This is a genomic window from Streptomyces sp. NPDC029164, assembly GCF_055563995.1.
Genome location: NZ_JBVHWW010000001.1, coordinates 444,498 through 465,881, shown reverse-complemented (window position 1 = coordinate 465,881; position 21,384 = coordinate 444,498). Strand labels below are relative to the sequence as shown.

General features: G+C 73.8%; 19 protein-coding genes and 1 pseudogene. 4 read left to right on the top strand and 16 right to left on the bottom strand.

The window, feature by feature from the left end:
* Nucleotides 1–81 precede the first annotated feature (81 nt).
* From ACZ4VT_RS02080 to ACZ4VT_RS02065, 4 genes are all read right to left on the bottom strand, one after another.
* Complete coding sequence (locus ACZ4VT_RS02080; RefSeq protein ID WP_467945767.1) at nt 82–768, bottom strand: DNA alkylation repair protein; 687 nt, start codon at nt 766–768, stop codon at nt 82–84.
* Nucleotides 769–873: 105 nt separating this feature from the next.
* A complete protein-coding gene (locus ACZ4VT_RS02075; protein WP_467945766.1) occupies nt 874–1,491 on the bottom strand; it encodes a GNAT family N-acetyltransferase in 618 nt (205 codons plus the stop codon).
* Nucleotides 1,492–1,615: 124 nt separating this feature from the next.
* Nucleotides 1,616–1,993 carry a VOC family protein gene (locus ACZ4VT_RS02070; RefSeq protein WP_467945764.1) on the bottom strand — a complete coding sequence of 126 codons (378 nt, stop codon included), beginning with the start codon at nt 1,991–1,993 and terminating at the stop codon, nt 1,616–1,618.
* A 9-nt stretch (nt 1,994–2,002) separates the two neighbouring features.
* Nucleotides 2,003–2,626, bottom strand: coding sequence for a TetR/AcrR family transcriptional regulator (locus tag ACZ4VT_RS02065; protein WP_467945762.1), 624 nt, complete (start codon nt 2,624–2,626; stop codon nt 2,003–2,005).
* A gap of 92 nt (nt 2,627–2,718) precedes the next feature.
* On the opposite strand from ACZ4VT_RS02065, the gene ACZ4VT_RS02060 reads away from it, so the two are divergent.
* Entirely contained in the window at nt 2,719–3,927 is a 1,209-nt protein-coding gene (locus ACZ4VT_RS02060; RefSeq protein WP_467945760.1) for an FAD-dependent monooxygenase, read from the top strand.
* Between the two features lie 39 nt (nt 3,928–3,966).
* On the top strand, nt 3,967–4,416 hold the full coding sequence (locus tag ACZ4VT_RS02055; RefSeq protein ID WP_467945759.1) for a nitroreductase family deazaflavin-dependent oxidoreductase: 450 nt from the start codon (nt 3,967–3,969) through the stop codon (nt 4,414–4,416).
* 22 nt (nt 4,417–4,438) lie between these two features.
* Here the strand turns inward: ACZ4VT_RS02055 and ACZ4VT_RS02050 are convergent, their stop codons facing one another.
* The 5 genes from ACZ4VT_RS02050 to ACZ4VT_RS02030 all read right to left on the bottom strand — a co-directional run bounded on the left by ACZ4VT_RS02050 (nt 4,439) and on the right by ACZ4VT_RS02030 (nt 11,367).
* Nucleotides 4,439–4,957 (bottom strand): alpha/beta fold hydrolase, encoded by a 519-nt coding sequence (locus tag ACZ4VT_RS02050; protein ID WP_467945757.1) that lies wholly within the window; start codon nt 4,955–4,957, stop codon nt 4,439–4,441.
* A gap of 37 nt (nt 4,958–4,994) precedes the next feature.
* Nucleotides 4,995–6,584: a phytoene desaturase family protein gene (locus tag ACZ4VT_RS02045; RefSeq protein WP_467945755.1), complete on the bottom strand. Its 1,590-nt coding sequence runs from the start codon at nt 6,582–6,584 to the stop codon at nt 4,995–4,997.
* Nucleotides 6,581–8,770, bottom strand: a complete 2,190-nt coding sequence (locus ACZ4VT_RS02040) for a serine/threonine-protein kinase (RefSeq protein WP_467945753.1) — start codon at nt 8,768–8,770, stop codon at nt 6,581–6,583. Before ACZ4VT_RS02040 ends, ACZ4VT_RS02045 begins: the two co-directional genes overlap by 4 nt.
* A gap of 26 nt (nt 8,771–8,796) precedes the next feature.
* On the bottom strand, nt 8,797–9,780 hold the full coding sequence (locus tag ACZ4VT_RS02035; RefSeq protein ID WP_467945751.1) for an oxygenase MpaB family protein: 984 nt from the start codon (nt 9,778–9,780) through the stop codon (nt 8,797–8,799).
* A gap of 186 nt (nt 9,781–9,966) precedes the next feature.
* Entirely contained in the window at nt 9,967–11,367 is a 1,401-nt protein-coding gene (locus tag ACZ4VT_RS02030) for a virginiamycin B lyase family protein (RefSeq protein ID WP_467945750.1), read from the bottom strand.
* Nucleotides 11,368–11,822: 455 nt separating this feature from the next.
* Between ACZ4VT_RS02030 and nadE the strand changes: the two genes are divergently transcribed.
* Nucleotides 11,823–12,653 carry an ammonia-dependent NAD(+) synthetase gene (nadE, locus tag ACZ4VT_RS02025; RefSeq protein ID WP_467945748.1) on the top strand — a complete coding sequence of 277 codons (831 nt, stop codon included), beginning with the start codon at nt 11,823–11,825 and terminating at the stop codon, nt 12,651–12,653.
* Between the two features lie 52 nt (nt 12,654–12,705).
* Here the strand turns inward: nadE and ACZ4VT_RS02020 are convergent, their stop codons facing one another.
* The 4 genes from ACZ4VT_RS02020 to ACZ4VT_RS02005 form a co-directional block, all read right to left on the bottom strand.
* A complete protein-coding gene (locus ACZ4VT_RS02020) occupies nt 12,706–14,088 on the bottom strand; it encodes a carotenoid oxygenase family protein (protein ID WP_467945747.1) in 1,383 nt (460 codons plus the stop codon).
* 112 nt (nt 14,089–14,200) lie between these two features.
* A complete protein-coding gene (locus ACZ4VT_RS02015) occupies nt 14,201–14,641 on the bottom strand; it encodes an SRPBCC family protein (protein ID WP_467945745.1) in 441 nt (146 codons plus the stop codon).
* Nucleotides 14,642–14,691: 50 nt separating this feature from the next.
* Nucleotides 14,692–16,149, bottom strand: coding sequence for an MFS transporter (locus ACZ4VT_RS02010; protein WP_467945743.1), 1,458 nt, complete (start codon nt 16,147–16,149; stop codon nt 14,692–14,694).
* A gap of 107 nt (nt 16,150–16,256) precedes the next feature.
* The gene (locus ACZ4VT_RS02005; RefSeq protein ID WP_467945741.1) at nt 16,257–16,823 is read right to left on the bottom strand and encodes a TetR/AcrR family transcriptional regulator; all 567 of its coding nucleotides are present in this window, start codon (nt 16,821–16,823) and stop codon (nt 16,257–16,259) included.
* A 124-nt stretch (nt 16,824–16,947) separates the two neighbouring features.
* Between ACZ4VT_RS02005 and ACZ4VT_RS02000 the strand changes: the two genes are divergently transcribed.
* Nucleotides 16,948–17,601, top strand: coding sequence for a DUF7691 family protein (locus ACZ4VT_RS02000; RefSeq protein WP_467945739.1), 654 nt, complete (start codon nt 16,948–16,950; stop codon nt 17,599–17,601).
* A gap of 58 nt (nt 17,602–17,659) precedes the next feature.
* Here ACZ4VT_RS02000 and ACZ4VT_RS01995 read toward each other — a convergent pair.
* The 3 genes and pseudogenes from ACZ4VT_RS01995 to ACZ4VT_RS01985 all read right to left on the bottom strand — a co-directional run.
* Nucleotides 17,660–17,996: pseudogene (locus ACZ4VT_RS01995) on the bottom strand (transposase); the annotation flags it as partial.
* A gap of 12 nt (nt 17,997–18,008) precedes the next feature.
* A complete protein-coding gene (locus tag ACZ4VT_RS01990; protein ID WP_467945737.1) occupies nt 18,009–20,387 on the bottom strand; it encodes a CehA/McbA family metallohydrolase in 2,379 nt (792 codons plus the stop codon).
* A 184-nt stretch (nt 20,388–20,571) separates the two neighbouring features.
* Nucleotides 20,572–21,363 (bottom strand): SDR family NAD(P)-dependent oxidoreductase, encoded by a 792-nt coding sequence (locus tag ACZ4VT_RS01985; protein WP_467945735.1) that lies wholly within the window; start codon nt 21,361–21,363, stop codon nt 20,572–20,574.
* Nucleotides 21,364–21,384: the final 21 nt, after the last annotated feature.

Here is a 21,384-nt window from a genome sequence, read left to right as displayed (position 1 = left end):
AACCGCAGTATCCGGCCCCCCAGGTGTTCGCGCCCCCGAATTCCGCGCCCCCGAATTCAGCGGATCACGGCCGGCGGGCCTTCACTTGGCGTCCTGTCGGCGCACCATCTCGGTGATCCAGGCCGGCGCGAACGGGGAGGTGCAGCCCGGGGAAGTCGGGTAGTCCTTGAGCACTTCGAGGCGCTCACCGATGTCGAGGGCACGGGCCCGGTACTCGGCGTGCTCGATGCCGATCTGCGCCAGGCAGTGGTTCATCGCCCACTGCAGGCGCTCCGGGGCGTCCTTCATCCGCGTTTCGATGACGTCGAGGAGTCCTGCGAGGTCGAGGCCCTCCGGCTTCTTCGCCACGCGTTCGGTGGTCAGCGCCCAGCCGGCACTGGCGACCACCGGGTCCGGGTCGGCGGACCAGGCCAGGCGAAGTTCTTCCTGGTGCGGGTTCTTCTTCACCACGTAGTTCACGAGCCAGTCGTGCACTTTGGGGGCGCGCGCCCCGCGCAGCATGAGGTCCAGCTCGTCACGTGCGAACGCCTTCGGGCGGCAGATCAGGATCGCCAGCAGCCTCGCCGCGGTGTCGTCCGTCTTCCAGAGCCGGCACGCGAGGTCCTGCTGCGTCTTCAGCCGCTTCGCGAGCGCGCGCAGCTTGCCGAGGTTCACACCGTGGTCGTCACCGTGCTTCTCGTTGACCGCGCGGGCCTTCGGGTCCTCGAGCGCGGCCAGCTCGGCCATCACCTCGGTCACCGTCACCTCGGCCACCACCGTCTCGGCCATCTCAGCCTCCCGTCCGTCCTGTGCGGGATGCAGCCTACGACGCGTGGTGGGCCGGGGCGAGCGGCCATCCGTACCCACGCGGACGGGTCCGCTCGCCCCGGTGCGTCACACGGCCTCGATGTCGGCCGCAGGGCGCGGTTCGCGGCGCATCGCCCACAGGGTAGGGCCGCCACCGGGCAGCCGGACCTCCTCGCGCACGGTGAAACCGAAGTGCTCGTAGAAGGGGAGGTTGGACGCCTTCGAGGACTCCAGGTAGGCGGGCAGGCCCGCCGCGTCGGCCTTGGCCAGGCCCGAGCGCAGCAGTGCGGCCCCCTGGCCCGTGCCTTGCGCGGCGGGGTCGGCGCCGAGCACCGCGAGGTACCAGTGCGGTTCCTGGGGGCTGTGCTGCGCGGCCGCCTCGACGGCGGCCCCGAACAGCTCGGCGCGGTCGCCGAGGATGTTCTGCAGCCGCTGGATGGTTTCCGCGTCGGGAACGGCCTTGGCCTGCCCCTCCGGCGGTACCCAGAAGGCCGCGGCGGCCTCGGTGACCTCGCACACGGCGTTGGAGACGTACTGCCGGGCGAAGAGCGTCGTGAAGTAGGCGCCGAGTGACGCCTCGCGCGAGGCGTCGTCGGGGAAGAACCAGCGCATCATCGGGTCGTCGTCGAAGGCCCGGGCCAGGGAACGGCTGATCAGCGCAGCATCGTCGATCGCTGCCGTCTTCAGCGTGTTCGGTATCAGCATGTGGACATTCTGCATCTGATGATCTTGGTCGACGCAGGCGGGGTCCGACTTGTCGGACCCCGACACCGATACGCAGTACCGGGCACGCGGCACCCCGCACCCGGCACCCGGCACCCGGCACCCGCTAGTGGCGGACCAGACAGAACGGGTGCCCCGCCGGGTCCGCGAAGATCCGCCAGCCGCGCCCGCCCGTGTCCCCGTCGAGCAGCGTCGCGCCGACCGCCAGCACCTGCTCCTGCGCGCGGTCGAGGTCCGGGACGCCGAAGTCCAGGTGGAACTGCTGCGGCCGGGTGGGGTCCGGCCGGCGCGGGGGCAGGTGGTCCGCCGCGCGCTGGAAGGCGAGGACCGGACCCGACGGCGCGTGGAGGGTCGCCCAGTCCGCGCCGACCGCCCAGCGCCGGTCCGGCTGGTTGACGTTCCCGCCCAGCAGGGCCCGGTAGAACTCGGCCAGCGCCTGCGGATCGGGACAGTCCAGGACCACGCACTGCAGTTCAGCGATCATGGCCGGATCCTAGCCGTGGTGCGCGAGGACCGCGTCGATCATCCGGCGCGCTACGGCGGCCAGTTCGGCCTGGTCAGGGGCCAGGCGGGAGCGGGCGAGGGCGCCGGCCAGCCGGTCGTACAGGAGCCCGTCCGTCCAGGCGACCAGCAACTCGGCGGCCTCCTCGGGCCGTTCGGCTCCGAGGGCCGCGAGGATGCCCGCAGCCCGGGCCCGGGGCCCCTGCCCCGCCCGGAGGAAATCCGCCTCCAGCGCGGGGTTGCGGGCCGCCTCCAGACTGAGTTCGAAGCGGGCCAGCTGGCGCTCGCGCCCCACCGTCAGCCAGCGGTACAGCAGTCCGGCCAGCGCGGCGGCCGCCGCGTCCCGGTCCGGCCCCGGGAGCACGGACGGGCCCCCGCCGTCGAGGTCGCCGAGGTCGCCGAGGTCCAGATCGGCCAGCCGCTGGTAGCAGGCGGCGATCAGCGCCGTCCGCGTACGGAAGTAGTACGAGGTGCTGCCCGCCGGCAGCCCGGCCGCGCCGTCGACCGCGCGGTGGGTGAGGCCACGGAGCCCGGCGGCGGCGACGAGGTCGATCGCGGTGTCGGCGATCAGGGTCCTGCGGTCCGGGCTGCGTGCGCTCTGGCGAGGGGTGGACATCCGCTCACTCTACAGCTGTAGAGTGAAGCCCTCGGTCCTCTACAGCTGTAGAGGACGGGAAAGAGGAAGAGAAGGAAAGAGGGGGATGCGCGATGTCGGCACTTCATCGTGACGCGGTCGTGGCAGGCGCGGGGATCGGCGGGCTCGCCGCGGCCGTGGCCCTGCACCGACGGGGCTGGCGGGTCACCGTGTGCGAGCGGGCGCCCGGGCCGACCGCCGTCGGCGCCGGGATCGTCCTGGCCCCCAACGCCCTGCGCGCCTTCGACGCCATCGGCTTCGACATCACCCGTGCGGTGGGCCGGGCCGTCCCCGCCGCGATGGGCCTGCGCCGCGCGGACGGCCGCTGGCTGAGCCGCGCCGACACGGCCGCGCTCGCCGCCCGCTACGGCGGGCCGCCGCTCGCCGTACACCGCTCGGCCCTCGCCGGCGCCCTGGCCGCCGCGCTGCCCGACGGCACGATCCGGTACGGCGTCGCGGTCGACTCGGTGGACGATGCGGACGGGTCCCCGGTGGTCCGCACCTCGGACGGCGACCTCGGGGGCGCCGATCTGGTGCTGGCCGCCGACGGCATCCACAGTCCGCTCCGGCGCCGGTACTTCCCGGACCACCCCGGCCTCCGCTACAGCGGGGAGACCGCCTGGCGCACCGTCCTGCCCGCCGCCGCGGGCAGCGCCGACGCGGTCACCGCCGAGACCTGGGGGCGCGGCGAGCGCTTCGGCGTCGTCCCGCTCGCCGACGGCCGGACCTACGTCTTCGCCACCGCCACCGTCCCCGAGGGCCACCGCCCCGCTGACGTCCGCACCGAGCTCCTGCGCCGCTACGGCGGCTGGCACGACCCGATCCCGGCCCTGCTGGAGCGGATCGATCCGGCGGCCGTGCTCCAGCACGACCTGTACGACCTGGCGGCCCCGCTCCCCCGCTTCCACCACGGGCGGCTCGCCTGGCTCGGCGACGCCGCCCACGCCATGACGCCCAACCTGGGGCAGGGCGGCTGCCAGGCCATCGAGGACGCCGCGGTCCTCGCCCATCTGCTGGACGGGGCGGGCGGTACGGACGTGCCGGCCGCGCTCGCCGCCTACAGCGCGGCCCGCTGCGCGCGCACCGACGCCATCCGCGTCCGCGCCCGCCGCGCGGGTCGGATCGCCGCCCTCACCCACCCGCTCGCCATGGCCGTCCGCGATCTCGCCGTCCGCGCGACCCCGGCCCGTGCCGCGTACCGGGCGATGGACGCCCTCTTCGACGGATTCACCCTCCCGGGCGGAATCGACACCGCACCCGCGGGCGTTGGTACCCGTAGTTGAGGTTCGTTGACCGTTCAACGCGAAGGCAGGCGACACCACATGACCACCGCCATCGACTGGGACAACCCGACCGACCCCCGGCCGGGAAGCTGGCAGCTTGACCACGTCAAGCAGTACGTGGCGTCCAACGGCTCCGAGGGCCACGACTGGAACGGCACCCAGACCCTCCTGCTCACCACCGTGGGCCGGGTCTCGGGCAACCCCGTGCGCACCCCCCTCATCTACGGCGAGGCGGACGGCCGCTATCTGCTCGTCGCCTCCAAGGGCGGCGCCCCCGAGCACCCGCTGTGGTTCCGGAACCTGACCGCGCACCCCGAGGTCCGCGTCCAGGTCGGCGCCAGGATCCTCCAGGGCACGGCCCGCACCGCGACCGCCGAGGAGCGCGCCGCGTACTGGCCCGTGATGGTGAAGCACTGGCCCGCGTACGACGAGTACCAGGCCAAGACGGACCGCGAGATCCCGATCGTGGTCATCGAACCGCTCCCGTAGGTACCGCCGGGGCTCCGCCGGCTCAGCGGCACATGCGCGCCACCAGCTCCCGCTCGTCCCCCCAGGCCTGCGGGAGCCCCCGGGCGTCGGCGGCGCCGATCGCCGCGGTCTCGTCCGGCTCCAGGGTGTTGAGGAGCCCGCGCACCTCGGCGTCCGGCAGGTCGCTGCCCAGCGCCTCCTTGGCCGCCGCGAAGAAGGCGGGGTCACCCGAGCGCCAGTTGACGCGGTTGACGCCGAGCTCCGGCGGGGTCCGGACGGCGGTGAGCCGGAACAGGGCGCTGGTGGCCGCCTCCGGGGTCGCCATCAGCTCCGCCATCGAGGCGTGCCGGGTCGGGCAGAAGGCGGACGCGTACACCAGGTGGGAGATCAGCTCGGGCACCTGGTTGGCGACCGCGTTCACCGTCACCCCGCCGAGGCACTGACCGACCAGGATCACGGGGCCGTTGCGGTGCACGGCGCGCACGACGCCGACGACGTGCGCCGCGAAGTCGGCCAGGGGCACGGGGTGCCGGCGCCTTCGGGAGCGGCCGGATTCAGCCACTCGCCCCGCCGGCCTCCCCAGCGGCGCCGGACACGGTCTAGTGCCCGAGCACCGCCATCGCCGCGTTGTGCCCGGGGACCCCGCTGACGCCGCCGCCCCGGAGCGCGCCCGCGCCGCAGAGCAGTACGTTGCGGTGGGCCGTCTCCACGCCCCACCGGCCGCCCCCGCCCGAGTCCGGGTCCGGTTCCGGGTCCGGGTCCGCGAACGGCCAGGACAGGTCGCGGTGGAAGATGTGCCCGCCGGGCAGCCCCAGTTCGCGCTCCAGGTCCAGCGGGGTCTTCGCCTCGATGCACGGGCGGCCGTCGGCGTCGAAGGCGAGGCAGTCGGTGAGCGGTTCGGCCAGGTGCGCGTCGAGCTGCGCGAGGGTGGCGGTCAGCAGTACCTCGCGGGCCTGGTGGTTGTCGTGCGCGAACAGCCGGGCCGGGGTGTGCAGGCCGAAGAGGGTGAGCGTCTGGTAGCCCTGCTCCACCAGCTCGGGTCCGAGGATCGTCGGGTCGGTCAGCGAGTGGCAGTAGATCTCCGAGGGCGGTACGGAGGGCAGTTCGCCGGACGCGGCCTCCGCGTGCGCCCGGGCGAGTTCGGCGTACCCCTCGGCGATGTGGAAGGTGCCGCCGAAGGCCTCGCGCGGGTCCACGGTGGTGTCCCGCAGCCGGGGCAGCCGGCGCAGCAGCATGTTGACCTTGAGCTGGGCGCCCTCGGGCGTCTCCTTCGCCGGTTCCTCGCCGAGGAGTTCGGCCAGCGCCCGCGGCGAGGCGTTCACCAGCACCGTACGGCCGGCGACCCGGCCCTCCCCCGTGGCCGTACGGAACACCACCTCGGCCGGAGCGGTCCCGTCCGTGTCGATGCGCAGCACCTCGTGGCCGGTGGCGATCTCCGCCCCGGCGGTCCGCGCGGCGGCGGCGAGGGCGTCCGTCAGGGCTCCCATGCCGCCGACCGGGACGTCCCAGTCCCCCGTCCCGCCGCCGATGACGTGGTAGAGGAAGCAGCGGTTCTGGGCGAGCGAGGGGTCGTGCGCGTCCGCGAAGGTGCCGATCAACCCGTCCGTGAGGACCACCCCGCGGACCAGGTCGTCGGCGAAGTGCCGCTCCACCGCCTGCCCGAGCGGCTCCTCGAACAGCATCCGCCACGCGGCCTCGTCGTCGATCCGGGCCCGCAGCTCCGCACGGGTGGGCAACGGCTCGGTCAGGGTGGGGAACACCTTCCGCGCCACCTGCCCGGTGGTCCCGTAGAAGGCGCGCCAGCTCTCGTACTCCCGGTCCGAGCCGGTCAGCCGGGCGAAGGACTCCCGGGTGCGCTGGTCGCCGCCGCCCACGAGCAGCCCGCCGGGCCGGCCGTCGCGTTCGACGGGTGTGTACGAGGAGATCGTCCGCCTGCGCACCGCGAACCGCAGGTCCAGGTCGCGCACGATCTTCGCCGGGAGCAGCGAGACGAGGTACGAGTACCGCGAGAGGCGGGCGTCGACGCCGGTGAAGGGGCGGCTGGAGATCGCCGCTCCGCCCGTGTTCCCGAGCCGTTCCAGGACGAGGACCGATCTGCCCGCCCTGGCCAGGTACGCGGCGGCCACGAGGCCGTTGTGCCCGCCGCCCACGATCACGTCGTCGTACACGTCCCGCCCGAAGGTCGTCATGGCTCTTGGTAGCACACCTGGCCGAGCCGCTCCAGACAGTGGGCTTCGTCGGCGTGGGCCAGTGCCGTGTCGGGATGCTCGTCGCCCAGGGACCGTTCGCGGATGCCGGAGAGTTCCCGGTAGATGGGCAGCGCCTCGTCCCAGCGGCCCAGCCGGCCGAGCCCGACGGCGAGTTCCCGGCGGCTGACCAGGGTGTCCGGATGCTCGACGCCGAGCACCTCGGCCCGTACGGCGCCCACCTGCCGGGCCTCGGCCACCGCCTCCTCCCAGCGCTCCAGGCGGCCCAGGTTGACCCCGAGGACGTGCCGGGCGCGCAGGGTCTCGGGGTCGGTGGCCCCGTAGGCGCGGGTGCGGTCGCGGACCAGGGCCCGGAACAGTTCGAGGGCCTGGGCGCTGTTCCCGGTGCGGCCGAGCGCGATGCCGACCTCGTAGCGGGCGGCCAGGGTGTCGGGGTGGTCGCGGCCGAGCACCCGCTCCCGTACGGCGGCGACCTCGCGGAAGCCGGCCAGGGCCTCCTGCCAGCGCTCCAGGCGGCCGAGCGCGTACGCCGCCTCGTACCGGGTCAGCAGCGTGTCCGCGTGGTCGGGGCCCAGGACGGCGGTCCGGTCGGCGGCGACCGCCACGGCGGTGGCGTGGGCGTCCGCGAACCGGCCCAGCGCCCCCAGGGCGCAGGCCAGGTTGTGGCGACAGCGCAGGGTGTCGGGGTGGAGCGGGCCCGTGGTCCGTTCGCGCGCGACGAGCACCGCGCGGTAGGTGTCGTACGCCTCCTGGTGGCGGCCGAGCCGGCCCAGCTCGTACGCCGTCTCCTGGCGCGCGGCGAGGGTGTCGGCGTGGTCCGGGCCGAGTTCGCGCGTGCGCCCCTCGGCCACCGCCGTGTACACGGCGAGCGCTTCCTCGGGCCGGCCCGAACGGCTGAGGGCGTACGCCCGCGTGTGGCCGGCGGCGAGCGCGTCGGGGCCGGTCTCCCGGGGGCCGCGGCCGCGCGGAACCCCGTACGCCACGGTCAGGCGCGGGTCCTCGGTGGGCTGGGGGCGGACGATGCGGACGCCGGGGCCTCCGGCGGGCTGCCCGCCGGACGGACGAAGGACGGGGTTACCGCCGCTGGGACGGGCGACGGGGTTGCCACCGCTCGGACGGAGGACGGGATTCGCGCCGCTCGGACGGGCGGCGAACCGGCCGCCGCCGGGGCGGGCGGCCGTCCAGGAGCCGGTGAGCACGGCCCATTCGCCGCTCGCGGGGCGGGCGTCGATGCCGGCCTTGCGCCCGGCGGTCATCCCGCGGGCCCACGCCGGGAGCGGGGCCTGGGCGCCGGGCAGCCCGCCCGGTCCCAGCCGGGCCTCGACGAGCCGGCGGTGCACGTGGCGGGCGTCCCCGGGCCGGTCCTCGGGGCGCTTGGCGAGCAGGTCCAGGACCACCCGCTCGAAGGAGACGGGCAGTTCGGGGCGGTGCTCGCGCAGCGGCACGGGCGGGGTGTCGCGGTGGCCGACCAGCACCGACCAGGAGTCGCCGAGGTCGAAGGGCGGGGCCCCGGTGGCGATCTCGTACAGGACGCAGCCGAGGGAGTAGAGGTCGCTGCGGTGGTCGACCTCGCCGCCGGCGATCTGCTCGGGCGACATGTAGTGCGGGGTGCCCATGGCCATGCCGCCGCCGGTCAGCTTCGCGGTGAAGCCGATGTCGTGGGCGAGGCGGGCGATGCCGAAGTCGCAGATCTTCACGGTGCCGTCGGTGAGCCGCATGATGTTGGCCGGCTTCAGGTCACGGTGCACGACGCCCTGGTCGTGCGTGTAGCCGAGGGCGGCGGCCATCTGCTCGGCGATGTCGACGACGACGTCCACGGGGAGCGGACGGGTCTCGTTGTCCTCCAGGAGCTGGCTGAGGTTGCGGCCTTCGAGGAGCTCCATGACCAGGTAGAGGGGACCGCCGGCGGCACTGTCGTCGCCGAAGTCGTGGACGACCGTGACACCGCGGTGCTGGAGGGAGGCGGCCACGCGCGCCTCGCGCCGGAACCGCTCGCGCAGCACCTGGGTGAAGTGGGCGTCCTGCTCGGCGCCGATCGGCTTGAGGCACTTCACCGCGACCTGCCGGCCCAGCGATTCGTCGCGGGCGCGCCACACCTCGCCCATGCCGCCGCGCCCGATCAGATCGAGCGACCGGTACCGGCCCTGGATCAGTCTGGACTCCGCCATGTCTTAAAGCCGCCCCCGTTGTCGTGCTACGCCCTCCCCGGCCGGTCCAGTATGGCCGCTGATGTACGCAGTGTGTACGGCGAGGGGCGGCTCCCGGGGCCCATGCGGCGCATCGCTTTCAAGATGTGACCTGGAGGCAGCTGCCAGCGCAGACCTGCGGGAATGCTGCGCAACACGCGTCCGGTGAGGCGCAGGCGCCGGGAGGTGCTGCGCGGGGCCGGTGCGGGTCGCCCGTACAGCTGGTGCGCCCAGCCGGGGAGGGAACCGTACGCGAGAGCGGCGAGCGGGCGCCACAGCAGGTTTCGGCCAGGGACGAGGAGGCGGTGGACCGGCGGGGCGCGCAGGAAGTCGTCCACGGCGTGCGCGTCGGGGCCGGCGGCGAGCTCGGGGCGGATCCGCTCGAAGTAGGCGGCGAGCCCGGCGGTGTCGGCGGGCACGCCGGCCGGGTCGAGGCCGACGAGGCGGGCGTTGACGCGGTTCTCGTCGACGTAGCGGTCGGCCTGGGCGGGGGTGAGGCGGACGCCGGAGCGGCGCAGGACGTGCAGGAAGCTGTCGATCTGCGCGCAGTGGATCCACAGCAGCAGTTCGGGGTCGTCGACGGGGAAGCGGTCGCCGGTGCCCGGATCGGTGGCCGAGAGCTTGCGGTGGATCGCGCGGACCCGGCTGCCGGCGTGGTCGGCGGCCTCGGTGGTGCCGTAGGTGAGGGTGCCGACGAAGTCGGCGGTGCGCAGCAGCCGGCCCCAGGCGTCCCGGCGGAAGTCCGAGTTCTCCATGACTCCGCGGACGGCGCGCGGGTGGAGCGCCTGGAGGTAGAGCGCCCGGACGCCGGCGATCCACATCATCGGGTCGCCGTGGCAGTGCCAGGTGACGGATGCCGGGCCGTACAGCCCGGGATCGGCGTCGGCTTCGGACCCGGGCCCGCGCCCGGCCCCGCGCCCGGCCCCGGGTTCCGGTGCGGGTCCTGGCAGGGCTCTCGATTCCGGTTCCGGTGCGGTCGCGGTGTCACCCATCCCGTACCTCCCCGTCGCAGGCGCCCGGCGGTCCCAGCCTACCGATCGGGGCGGCCGTCGGTGAGGCGTATGAAGCGGGCCGAGCGCCGTCAGGATCCGGTCAGGGGGTGACGCGCGGGACGCCGCGGCCTCGGTCGCCGAGACCGCGGTTCGTGCCCTCCGACGAGGCGGCCTTCGTGACGGGGCTCAGCGGCCGAGGACCCGGGTGGTCGCCTGGTCGGTGTTGTTCCTCCTGTTCCGGTCCGGGGTCGCGGAGGTCACGGCGGCCTTGGCCGTGATGGCGGGCCGCTGGGTGGCCCGTACCGTGACGTGGAAGACCCGCAACTGTCCGGCCCCCAGGGCCTCGACGCGCCAGGTCGGCGGTGTGGGGGTGCGGCGGTCGGCGCCGGCGGGCGCGTCCGTCACCTGCACCCCGCGCGGCAGGGTCAGGGTGACGGCCACGTCCGACGCGGCGAAGGGCCCCTTGTTGGTCACCGTGACGTCGTAGGTGTACTCGGCGCCGCCGCGTACGGAGGCCGGTGCGCTCAGGCGGACCGCCAGGTCGGCCCGGGGCGGACCGGCGTCGAGCTCCAGCCGTCCGACGCGGTCGCCGCCGATCTCGGTGAACCACATGTGGCCGTCCGGCCCCGCGGTGATGCGGACGGGGAGGCTGCCCGGGTTGGGCAGCGGGTACCGCGCGAAGTCCCCGTCGGGGGTGATCCGGCCGATCCCGTCGGTGAGCTGCTCGGTGAACCACAGGTTGCCGTCGGGCCCGGCGGCGATCCCGTCCGGGCCGCTGTCGGCGGCCGGCAGGGTGTACTCGGTGATGACCCCGGCCGTGCTGATCCTGCCGATCCGGTTGCCGAAGAGCTCCGTGAACCAGAGGTTCCCGTCGGGCCCGGCGGTGATGACGTCCGGGCCGCTGTCGGCGTTGGGCAGGGGGTACTCGGTGATCTTGCCCTTGGGGGTGATCCTCCCGATCCGGTTTCCGGTGATCTCGGTGAACCACAGGTTCCCGTCGGGCCCGGTCACGATGGACTCCGGGCCGCTGCCGGGGTTCGGCAGGGGGTACTCGGTGATCTTCCCGGTGGGGGTGATCCGGCCGATCCGGTCACCGGGGTCCTCGGTGAACCAGAGGTTCCCGTCGGGCCCCGTGGTGATGGCGAACGGTGTGCCGCTGCCGGCGGGCAGGTCGTACTCGGTGATCAGGCCCGCCGTGGTGATGTTCCCGATCCGGCGGCTGACGTCGGTGAACCACAGCTTGCCGTCGGGCCCGGCGGTGATCCCGACGGGGCTGTTGTTGTCGCCGGGCAGCTGGTACTCGGTCAGGTCCCCGGTGGGGGTGATCCGGGCGATCTTCCGGATGCCCTGCTCGGTGAACCACAGGTTCCCGTCGGATCCCGTGGTGATGTCGCCGGGAGAGCTGCCGGCCGCGGGGAGCGGGTACTCGGTGATGTCCCCGACGTCGGCGCGGGCGGGGGCCGCGGCCGCGGCCGCGGGCAGGCTGATCAGGCTGAGGAGCAGGGCGGCGGCCAGCTGGAACGCCCGGCGCGGGCGGCGGCGTCGGCGGGGCCGGGGCGGGGAGCCGCACGGGGTGCGTGGGGACATCGGGAGGCAGACCTTTCGGCCGGAGGTCGGGGGCAGGCCCGCCAGCGGGGCGAGACCTCGCCGGCGGGTCTGGGCACTGTCGGGCGGCGCTGGAGGTCGCGACAGCGGTGCGCTGTTGGATGCCCGGGGGCATGCGCACTGCGCAGCGTAGGACCCCGGGTGACGGCATGTCAGTCGCCACTGGGCCAACAGGCTGACGGCCGGACGAATAGGCCCTGCGCCGGCCCGCGGCGCCGGGACACCCCGTGCGGGGATGCGCGCGCCAGGGAGGCCCGTGCCGGGACCGCGCCGACCTGGCCGGACGCCCGTGCCGCGACCGCGCCGACCTGGCCGGATGCCCTGAGCGGGCGGTCGCGGCCGTCCTCTAGAGTGCTTCCGTCCCCCATCCACGCGCCCGTGGCCCCGGCCCCGCGGCGCGCCCCGCCCCCGCCCACGGGCCCGACCGAGGAGCAGCCGTGACCGACCTGGCGTCCATACCCCTGCAGCAGGAGATCGCCCGGGATCTCCAGGTGAGCGCGTCTTTCGACGTGCAGCAGGAGATCGAGCGCCGGGTGGCCTTCCTGGCCGGCCAGCTGACCTCCACGGGCCTGCGCTCCCTGGTACTGGGCATCAGCGGCGGCGTGGACTCCACCACCGCGGGCCGGCTGTGCCAGCTCGCCGTCGAGCGGGTCCGTGCCACCGGGCAGGATGCGACGTTCTTCGCGATGCGGCTGCCGTACGGCACCCAGGCCGACGAGGCGGACGCTCAGCTGGCGCTGGAGTTCATCCGGCCCGACCGGGTCCTGACCGTCGACGTGAAGGCCGCCAGCGACGCGGCGCTGAAGGCGGTACTGGCGGGCGGCACGGGCTTCCGCGACGCGCACCACCAGGACTTCGTGCACGGCAACATCAAGGCCCGGCAGCGCATGATCGCCCAGTACGCGGTGGCGGGCGCCCACGAGGGCCTGGTGGTCGGCACCGACCACGCCGCCGAGGCGGTCTCCGGTTTCTTCACGAAGTTCGGCGACGGCGCGGCCGACGTGGTGCCGCTCACCGGCCTCACCAAGCGGCGCGTACGGGCCATGTCCCAGGCCCTGGGCGCGCCCGCCGGTCTGACGGTGAAGACCCCGACCGCGGACCTGGAGACGCTGAAGCCGGGCCGGCCCGACGAGGAGGCGCTCGGCGTCACGTACGACGACATCGACGACCTGCTGGAGGGCAAGCCCGTCGGCGAGGCCGCCTACGCGGCCATCACCCACCGCTACCGCCTCACCGAGCACAAGCGACAGCTCCCGATCGCCCCCTGAGACGGCGCCGGGCCCCGGGGGTGGAGTCCCCCGGGGCCACGGCCTCCGGCGTTCAGCTGGCGGAGCCGTCCAGGTCGCCGTCCAGGTCGCCGTCGGGGATCCAGGAGCCGTGGATGCCGCCGGTGACCCGGCGCGGCAGGTGGACCGTGGCGATCCGCTCGAGGGCGGAGGCGTCGAGGACCAGGAGCTGGGAGGCGTCCTGCTGGAGGTCGGAGACGACGGTGAGCAGGTAGCCGTCGTCCTCGCGGGTGGCCCCGGCGGCGGGGACGAACACGGCCTCGCTGGGCAGGCGGGCGTCGCCGGCCTGGTGGATGTGACGGGCGCCGGTGGTGCGGTCGTACTTGACGATGCCGTAGCCGTCGTGACCTACCTGGTCGGGGAAGGAGACCGCGTACTGGTAGCGGTGTTCGGCGCCGAGGTACTCCTCGTTGAGCGTGGGGAATTCGATGGCGAGGTCGTCGATGACCCGCTCGTCCACGCGGCCGGTGGCCAGGTCGACGACCCAGCGGCGGTTGTAGGAGCGGGTACTGGGCTCGGTGCCGCGCCCGGGCGCGCCGACCCACCAGTTCCACGAGAGCCGGAAGCCCTCCCGGTCCACGGTCGGCCCCTCCAGCACGATCCGGCCCTGGGCGTCCTCGTAGGCGTTGGCGGCGTGCAGCATGCTGCCCGGCTCGATCGGGAACCAGCGCGTCTTCGCGGCGCCCTGCGGGCCGCGGGGCATGACGCCGATGCGCGCCGGCTGTGCGTCGTTCCAGCCGTAGGGGATGCCGGAGTGCTCGGTGGGGTCGAAGGTGACGGTGCCCTCGATGAAGACCACGTGGTTGCGGGTGACGGCGAAGTCGTGCTTGAGGGAGGCGGTCGCTCCCGGCACCTCGGCGCTGTGGCTGATATGTCCCTGGGCGTCGGCCACGTAGTACGTGAGGAACGGCGGGAACGGCGAGGAGCCGAAGAAGTGCAGCTCGCCGGTGACCGGGTCCTCCTTGGGGTGCGCGGTCATCGCGCCGGTCAGCTTGCCGTCGAAGTCGTAGGCGCCGACGGTGTCGAGGTCGCGGGTGAGCTCGAAGGGGAGGTTCGCCTCGCACAGCGCCAGGAGCCGTCCGGCGTGTTCGATGACGTGGGTGCCGGCGGTACTGGCGGTCAGGTCCGGCCCGCGATCGGTCATGTACGGGGCGCCGTCGAGGGCGGGGGTGTGCACCCAGCGGTTGCGGTACCACTCGGCGCGGCCGTCGCGCAGGCGGATGCCGTGGACCATGCCGCTGCCCTTGAACCAGTGGGTGGGGGTCACGCCGGGCTTGGGGTTGTGTCCGTTGCGGAGCAGCCGGCCGGTCAGCTCGGGGGGCAGGGAGCCCTCGACGGTCAGCTCGGTGGCGGTGATCTCGTCGACGGCCGGGGTGTAGTGGCCGGTCAGGTACGGCTTCTTGTCGGTGGTGGTCATGGCAGGAACCTCGCTTTGCGTGACGGTGACAGGGTGACGGCGACGGGGTCGGGGCTCGTGCTGGTGCCGGCTTCGCGGCCGGAGCCGGGCGGCCGGGGTCAGGCGGCCGGGGTCAGGCCGTCTGCTCGGCGCGGGCCTTGAGGGCGGCGAGCCAGGCGGTGAGTGAGGCGTGCAGGGCCTGCCCGAGCTCGGCGGGAGCGGCGTCGACGGGGCCGCCGCTCCAGGACTCCTCGGTGCGGACGGTCACCTGACTGCCGGTCTGTTCGAAGGTCCACACGTGGACGCCCTCGATGCCGTTGGCCGGGCCGCCCCAGACCAGCCGCTCACCGGGGACGATCTCGCGGATGGTGGAGATGATGTCGAGGCCGTGCGTCTTCCAGCGGAAGGAGCGGCCCGGCAGCAGCGGGCCGTCGAGCTCGGCCTGGTCGACGTGGGCGTTCCAGCCGGGCCAGGCGTCGATGTCGGTGTGCAGGGCCCAGATCCGCTCCAGCGGGGCGTCGATCACGGTGGACAGGCGGACGATGGCGGGAGCGGTCTCGTCGATGGTGAACATGGTTCTTCCTCTCGGTTGGCGTGCTGTCGGTGGTGCGTACGGCCGGATGGTCAGCGGCGGCCGTCCGCGGCGGGCTGCGGGGCCGGGAGCGGGCTCGCCCCTGAGGGGGCGGCCGTGGTGCGGCGGGTGAGGAGCGGGGCGAGCGCGGCGGTGGCCACGAGGACGGCGGCGGAGACTCCGAAGGCGACGCGGTAGCCGGCGGTGAGCGCTTCGAGCTGCGGCTGGTGGGCGGCCGCGTGGGTGGTGACGGTGCCCGCGAGGGTGGCCAGGACGGCGAGGCCGATGGCGCCGCCGACCTGCCGGGAGGTGTTCACCAGGCCCCCGGCCAGCCCGGCGTCCCGGCGGGCGACGCCCTCCACGGACAGGGCCGTGAGCTGGACGAAGGCGATGCTCAGGCCCAGGCCGATGAGGATGCCGGGGCCGAGGAGGTCGGCGAGGTAGCTGCCGTCCGCGCTGATTCGGGACAGCCAGAGCAGTCCGGCGGCCTCGGTCAGCAGGGCGCCGGTCACCGTCGCGGTGGCGCCGATGCGGCGGGAGATCCGGGGGGCGAGGGTGGAGCCGAGCATGTTGGCCGCGGCGAGGGGGAGTTGGCCGAGGCCCGTGACCAGTGGGCTGGAGCCGAGGGCCTGCTGCTGGTAGAGCGGCAGGAAGAAGAACAGGGCGATCCACACGGAGCCGAGCAGGGCCATCAGCGCATTGCCGACGGTGACGCGGCCGGCGCGGAACAGACGCGGCGGCAGCAGCGGATTCGGGTGGCGGCGCTCGATGAGGACGAACGCCGCCATGAGCACGGCGGCGACGGCGAAGGCCCCGAGGACGGAGGTGTCCGTCCAGCCCGAGCGGCGGGCGGTGGTCAGGCCCCACACCAGGGCGGTCAGCGCCAGGGAGACGGTGGTGGTGCCGGGCAGGTCGAACCGGCCGCTGCCGGTGACCGGGGTCCGCGGCACGCTCATCGCCGTGCCGGCGAGGACCGGCAGGATGCCGATGGCGACGGCGAAGAAGATCCACTGCCAGCCCCACGCCTGGGTGAGGACCCCGCCGAGCAGGACTCCGGCCGCGCCTCCCGCGCCGGACACCGCGCCCCACACACCCAGTGCCCTCCCCCGGCCGGATCCCGGCGGGAACAGTTCCATCACGAGGGCCAGGGCCGCCGGGGCGATCGCCGCCGCGCCGAGGCCCTGCACCGCACGGGCCGCGATCAGGACCGGGGAGGAGACGGCCAGCCCGGCCGCCAGTGAGGCTGCCCCGAACACCGCGAGCCCCGCGATCAGCACCCGGCGCCGGCCGAGCAGGTCGGCCGCCCTTCCGCCGGCCAGGAGCAGCGCGCCGAAGGCCAGGCCGTAGGCGTTGACCAGCCAGGTCGTGCCGCTGTCCGAGAGCCCGACGCCGGCGCGGATCTGCGGCAGGGCCACGTTCACGATCGAGGTGGCGAGCATGACCGTGAACTGCGCCCCCGCCAGAGCTGCGAGCGCCGCTCCGGGACTCCGGGTGGTGGCGGTGATCCTCACACGACCCTCCTTGAGTGGTTGACCACTCACATTTGACGCCCAAGAAGAGGCGGGGCTGGTGCCCCGCCGTCGGGCCCGACCGCGCGATGACGCGGCGACGCCGGACCTCAGTAGTGCGTGATGCCCGCGGACAGCGTGCGGATCCAGGGGGCGTCCACCTCGTCGGCCCCCATGGAGACGATGAGGTGACACAGCATGCCCAGCGCGAAGAACTGCTGGACCTGTTCCTCGGTGCCACCCGAGGCGCCGCGGACGTACTCCACCACCCGGGCGTAACCCTGCCGGACCACCTCGCGCACGGCCGGCTCGGAGACGGCCGCGGCTTGGGCGTGCAGCTGGATCAGCATCAGGTCGTTGTCCTTGATCAGCAGCGCGTACGCATCCCCCATGGCCTCCAGCACCACCTCGGCGGAGCTGCCGCCCGCCTCGGCCACCGCGCGCTCCAGACCGGCCCGGACCTGCACGAAGCAGTGCTCGACCACCGCGGTGAACAGCAGCTCCTTGCTCGGGAACAGGCGGTAGACGTATGCCTGCGAGATGCCGGCCGCCTTCGCCACTTCGGTGGTGGTGGTGCCCCAGTAGCCACGCGCCGCGAAGGCGCCGATGGCGGTGCGCAGCACCGTCTCGCGGCGCTCTTCGGCGGTGGACAGCTTCCGGGGTCGTTCGTTCTTCATGTGAGTACTCAACCACTCACACTCTTGTCTGTCAACGCCGGAGCCACTGCGGTCTGAGCGGCTCCGACACCTGCGAACCGGTCCCGGACACCGGGCTGTCAGTGCCCTTTGACAGCATGAACCCATGAGCAAGGTAGTGAACTACAGCATGGCGAACCGCGGCGAGATCGTGCGCTTCGTGCCCGCCCTGGACCTGAGCGCCGACGAATCACGACGCCTGGACAACATGCGCGTCAAGGCGAAGGCACGTCAGGACAGCCTCGACCACCAGGGCGTGGACTGGGGGCTGTCGGTCCCGGACGCCCTGGAGGAGCTGGTCTCCGGCCGGGCCGACTCCTCCGCCGATTACGCCGGTTGCGCCTACTACGCGGCCCTCCAGATCATCATCGACCACAACGCGAGCGACAGCTCGACCCTGGCGAGCTACCGGAGCCCGGTCACCTACTTCTCCGCCCTGGACGACGCCCTCAGCTCGGCGGGCGTCCCGGCCGAGCTGCTGCCCTACCAGTACGTCTTCAGCGGGCCGCCCTCGGAGATCGGGTTCCACATACCCCATCCCCTGGAGGGCTCACCGGAGATCGGCTGCTGGCCCCTCGCGAAGGCCGGCTCCGCGGTGGAGGCCTACCGCGCGGTGCTGGACCGCGTCGACGCCGATCTCCGGTACGACCTCGGGGAGCTCATCGAGGCCCTCGACGGCTGGGCCTCGGAATGGAACAAGGGCGAGGGCGCCTGGTGGTGGGCCGAGGACGGCTCGATCTTCTTCTCGATCACCGGCTGACGCACTGAGGAAGCGGCCGCTCCTGGTGTAGGCCGCCTTCAGATCACCTCGCCCAAGGGCCGTCCGCGGCGAGGTGGATCTTCGTGGTCAGCCCGCCGCGGGAGCGTCCGAGGGCATGGCCGGCCGGGGCCCCTTCTGCCGGGCCCCGGCGGCGTGCTGGTGAGCCCGGACGATCGTGGAGTCGACCGCGACAACCCAGTCGAGGTCGCCGTCGGCGTCGGCGTCGGCCTGCGCGAGCAAGGCGGTGAACACCCTCTCCGCGACCCGAAGTGCCCGGGCAGCTCCATCCACGGTGTCCCGGTGCGGTACTTGAACGCGATCGCGTCGATCACCCGCCGGTGATCCCGCCACCGCCCACCCTGCTTCGGCGTGCGATCCGGCAACAGCGGCTCGATGAAGGAAACGGCCTAGTCGGCGCTGATGGCCGTCAGGTGCGTGGTGCCGTCGCGCAGGGCGGTGATGCGGACCTGCCCCGCGCGGAAGGAGTCCCTCCCGTTCGGGCCGGGTATCTGCGCGAACGGGGTCCAGGAGCCGTCCGGCTTCCTGATGTTGTGCCAGATCCGTCCGTCGAGCCCGACCGCCACGACCTGGGCCGAGCCGTCGGGCGTCCCCGCGATGCCGATGGCGCTGGCCCCCATGGTGGGCGAGGTGACGCCCCGCGGGGCCCGGAAACCGGACCAGGAGCCGTCGGGCCGCCGCAGCTGGTGGTACACCATCCCGTCGAGCCCGATCGCGAGGACCTGGGAGGAGCCGTCGGGCATGCCGGTGATCGCCAGGGCCGGGCCGGAGAACGTCGGGGCCCCGTTGGCGCCGGCCAGGCGTCCCCAGGCCGTCCACGTACCGTCCCGCCCGCGGGCGCAGTGGTACATGGCCCCGTCCGTGCCGTAGCTGAGCAGCTGGGCGGATCCGTCGGGCATCGCGGTGACCGACACCTTCGTCGCGCCCCAGCGGCTCTTCGCGGTGAGGCCGGGCAGGGCCCGGAACCCGGGCAGTCCGCCGTCGGCGCGCCGCTGCTGGTGGTAGGTGGTGCCGTCCATGGCCGTCACCACGATCTGGCACGTGCCGTCGGCGAAGGCGGCGATGTCCGCCTCCCGTACGGTGAAGCCGGTCGAGCCGTCCGGTCCCGCGACGCGCTGCCAGGGCCGGACCGTGGCCGTTCCCCGTACGACCGTCAGCCACAGGCCGTTGTCGGCCGCGATGCCCAGCACCACGACGGAGCCGTCCGCCATGCCGGCCGCGGCGCTCTGCACTCCGGCGAACGAGGCGGCGCCGGCGGCGGCACCCGGCAGCGGACGCATGCTGCCCCACGCCCCGTCGGGGTGGCGCTCGGTGTGGAAGAGCACGCGCCGCTCGACGTCGTACGGGGGCAGTCGGGCGGAGTAGAACCACACCGGGTTGGTGAGGGCCACCAGTTGGTCCAGCGTGGTGGAGGCGGGCTTGGGCCGGCGCACCTCGGCCCGGACGAACAGGGAGGCCTTGCCCCAGCCGCGCCACCGCAGCTGTCCCCTGCCGCTGCCGTCGATGCAGGTGGCGGCCATGATGCCCCACTCGGTGTACAGCGTGGCGATGCTGTCCGGGGCGCCCGTCACGTTCAGGGTCACGTCGACGGTGTCGAAGAACGACAGGGGCAGTTCCTCGCCGGGTCCCGCGACCGCCCCGCCCGCGCGGGCGGTGAAGTCCACGGTCACGGCCGCGGATTCGACGGCGTAGGACCGGCCCAGGCGCAGTGCGTCCAGGACGGCGGGTGTCGACAGGCTGGTGGCGCGCACCACGTTGTGGGGCCGGCCCACGGCGTCCGCGGGGCTGTGGGCGTCGCTGTTGCCGACGGCGGCGACCCGCTTGCCGAGGCAGAGCATGACGTGCCAGGCCGCGATGTTGGCGGCGTCGTCCAGGGTCCACGGCCCGTTCCACACCTCCAGCGCGTCCACGCGGTCGAGGCCGAACTCCCAGAAGGATCCGGCCGCCGGGGTGAGCGGATGGGCGGCGATCGTGAGCCCGCCCAGACTGTGCACGCGCCGGGCGTGGCCGTCGAACACCCCCTGGTCCGCGGGGCCGTAGCGCCAGTCCACCCATTCGCCCTGGGGCAGGCCGACGGCCAGCCAGTGGCCGTGGCGGGTGGTGACCTCCTCCGCGTTGAGGACCAGCAGGTCCGTCGGGACGTTTCCGCGCCAGGTCACCCCGGTGGAGCTGGTGTTGTGGTCGGAGGTGGCGATGAAGTGCAGCCCCTCCTGGCGGGCGGCCGCGACGATCTCGTCCACCGTGCGCTTCCCGTCGGAGTGCACGCTGTGCAGGTGCAGGTCGCCGCGGTACCAGCCGGGTCCCCGTCCGGCCACCGAGGCCGGCAGAAGGTCGTACGGGGCCTGGGGCAGCGGCTCTCCGTGGTGCAGGGTGACATCGACCTGCCAGGCCATGCCGCCGGCGGCGCCGACCATCGGCCCCAGGATGACGGACCAGCCGCCGGGTTCTACCGGCCCCGGGAGGTAGCCGGGCGTGGCGTCCGCCGCGGAGAGGGTGAATCCGGCCCGTTCGCCGCCCGACCAGCCGCGGAACCCGGACGGGCCGAAGATGCCGAGGTCCAGGATGCCGGCGGCGGCGTCGTGGGAGGTGGACACGGAGATCCGTTGCACTCCGGCGGGGACGTCGAAGGCGACGTACGCCCACTGGTCGTTGCCGTACGGGGAGTGCCCCTTGTAGGTGGTGGTCTCCGCGCCGGTCCCCTGGCCCCTGGTCGCGGCGTACACGACCGGGGCGGGAACCAGCGCGGCGGCTCCGCCCGCGGCGAGCATGGCCCCTAATCGGAGCAGGGACCTGCGCTCGACACCCGGACCGCGGTCCGGGTCGGGGCCGGGCGCCGCGTTCGGGAGGTGTTCACTCGACACAGCCGTGCTCTCCTTCACGTGAAGTGACAGGGAAGACGTGCGGGTGCGATGAGGTGCGGATGGGGGGACGACGTGCGGGTGCGGTGACGTCCTAGCGGCGTGAGCGCTGGGCCTCGACGATCTGTCGCACGGAGCCGTCGACGTCCGCCCGGGCCTGGACCCGCTCGGCGAACCCGGGGAACTGCCCGGCGATGGCGCTCAGCAGCCGCAGCTCCAGCGGCGCCACGTTGACCTCGCACCGGTCGCGCCGGACGGCTCGTACGACGCCGTCGGCGACCTGGCCGGGCGTGACGGTCCTGATGCCGTTCGGCGTGGCGGCGCCGGTGACCGCGAACATCCCGGCGTCGCGGACGAATCCGGGCTGCACCAGGGACACTCCCACGCCCGTGCCCCGGAGTTCCTGGCGCAGGGCGAGGGCGAATCCGCGCAGCCCGAACTTCGTCGCGTTGTACAGGGAGGTCGACTTGGTCGCCGCCTTGCCGGAGATGGAACCGACCAGCACGATGTGGCCGCGGCCGCGGGCCACCATGCGCGCCGCGAGCAGCTGTGACAGCAGCACGGGTGCGCGCAGGTTGACGTCGAGGGCGCGGTCGAGCTGCTCCTCCGTGTAGTCCAGCAGGTTGCCGCTGGCGGGCAGGGCCGCGTTCGCGACGAGGATGTCCGTCTCGGCGCAGCTCTCGGCGAGGCCGACGACGTCGGACCGGACGGCCAGGTCGGCGACCACGGTGCGGGCGCCGCAGGCCTCCGCGGTGGCCTTGAGGGCCTCCTCCCGCCGCCCGGTGACCGTGAGACGGGCCCCCTGCGCGGTCAGGCGTGAGGCCAGGGCGGCGCCGATGCCTCCGGTGGCCCCGGTGAGCAGAACGTTCGATCCGGATATGTCCACGACGACTCCCGTGACTCCCGC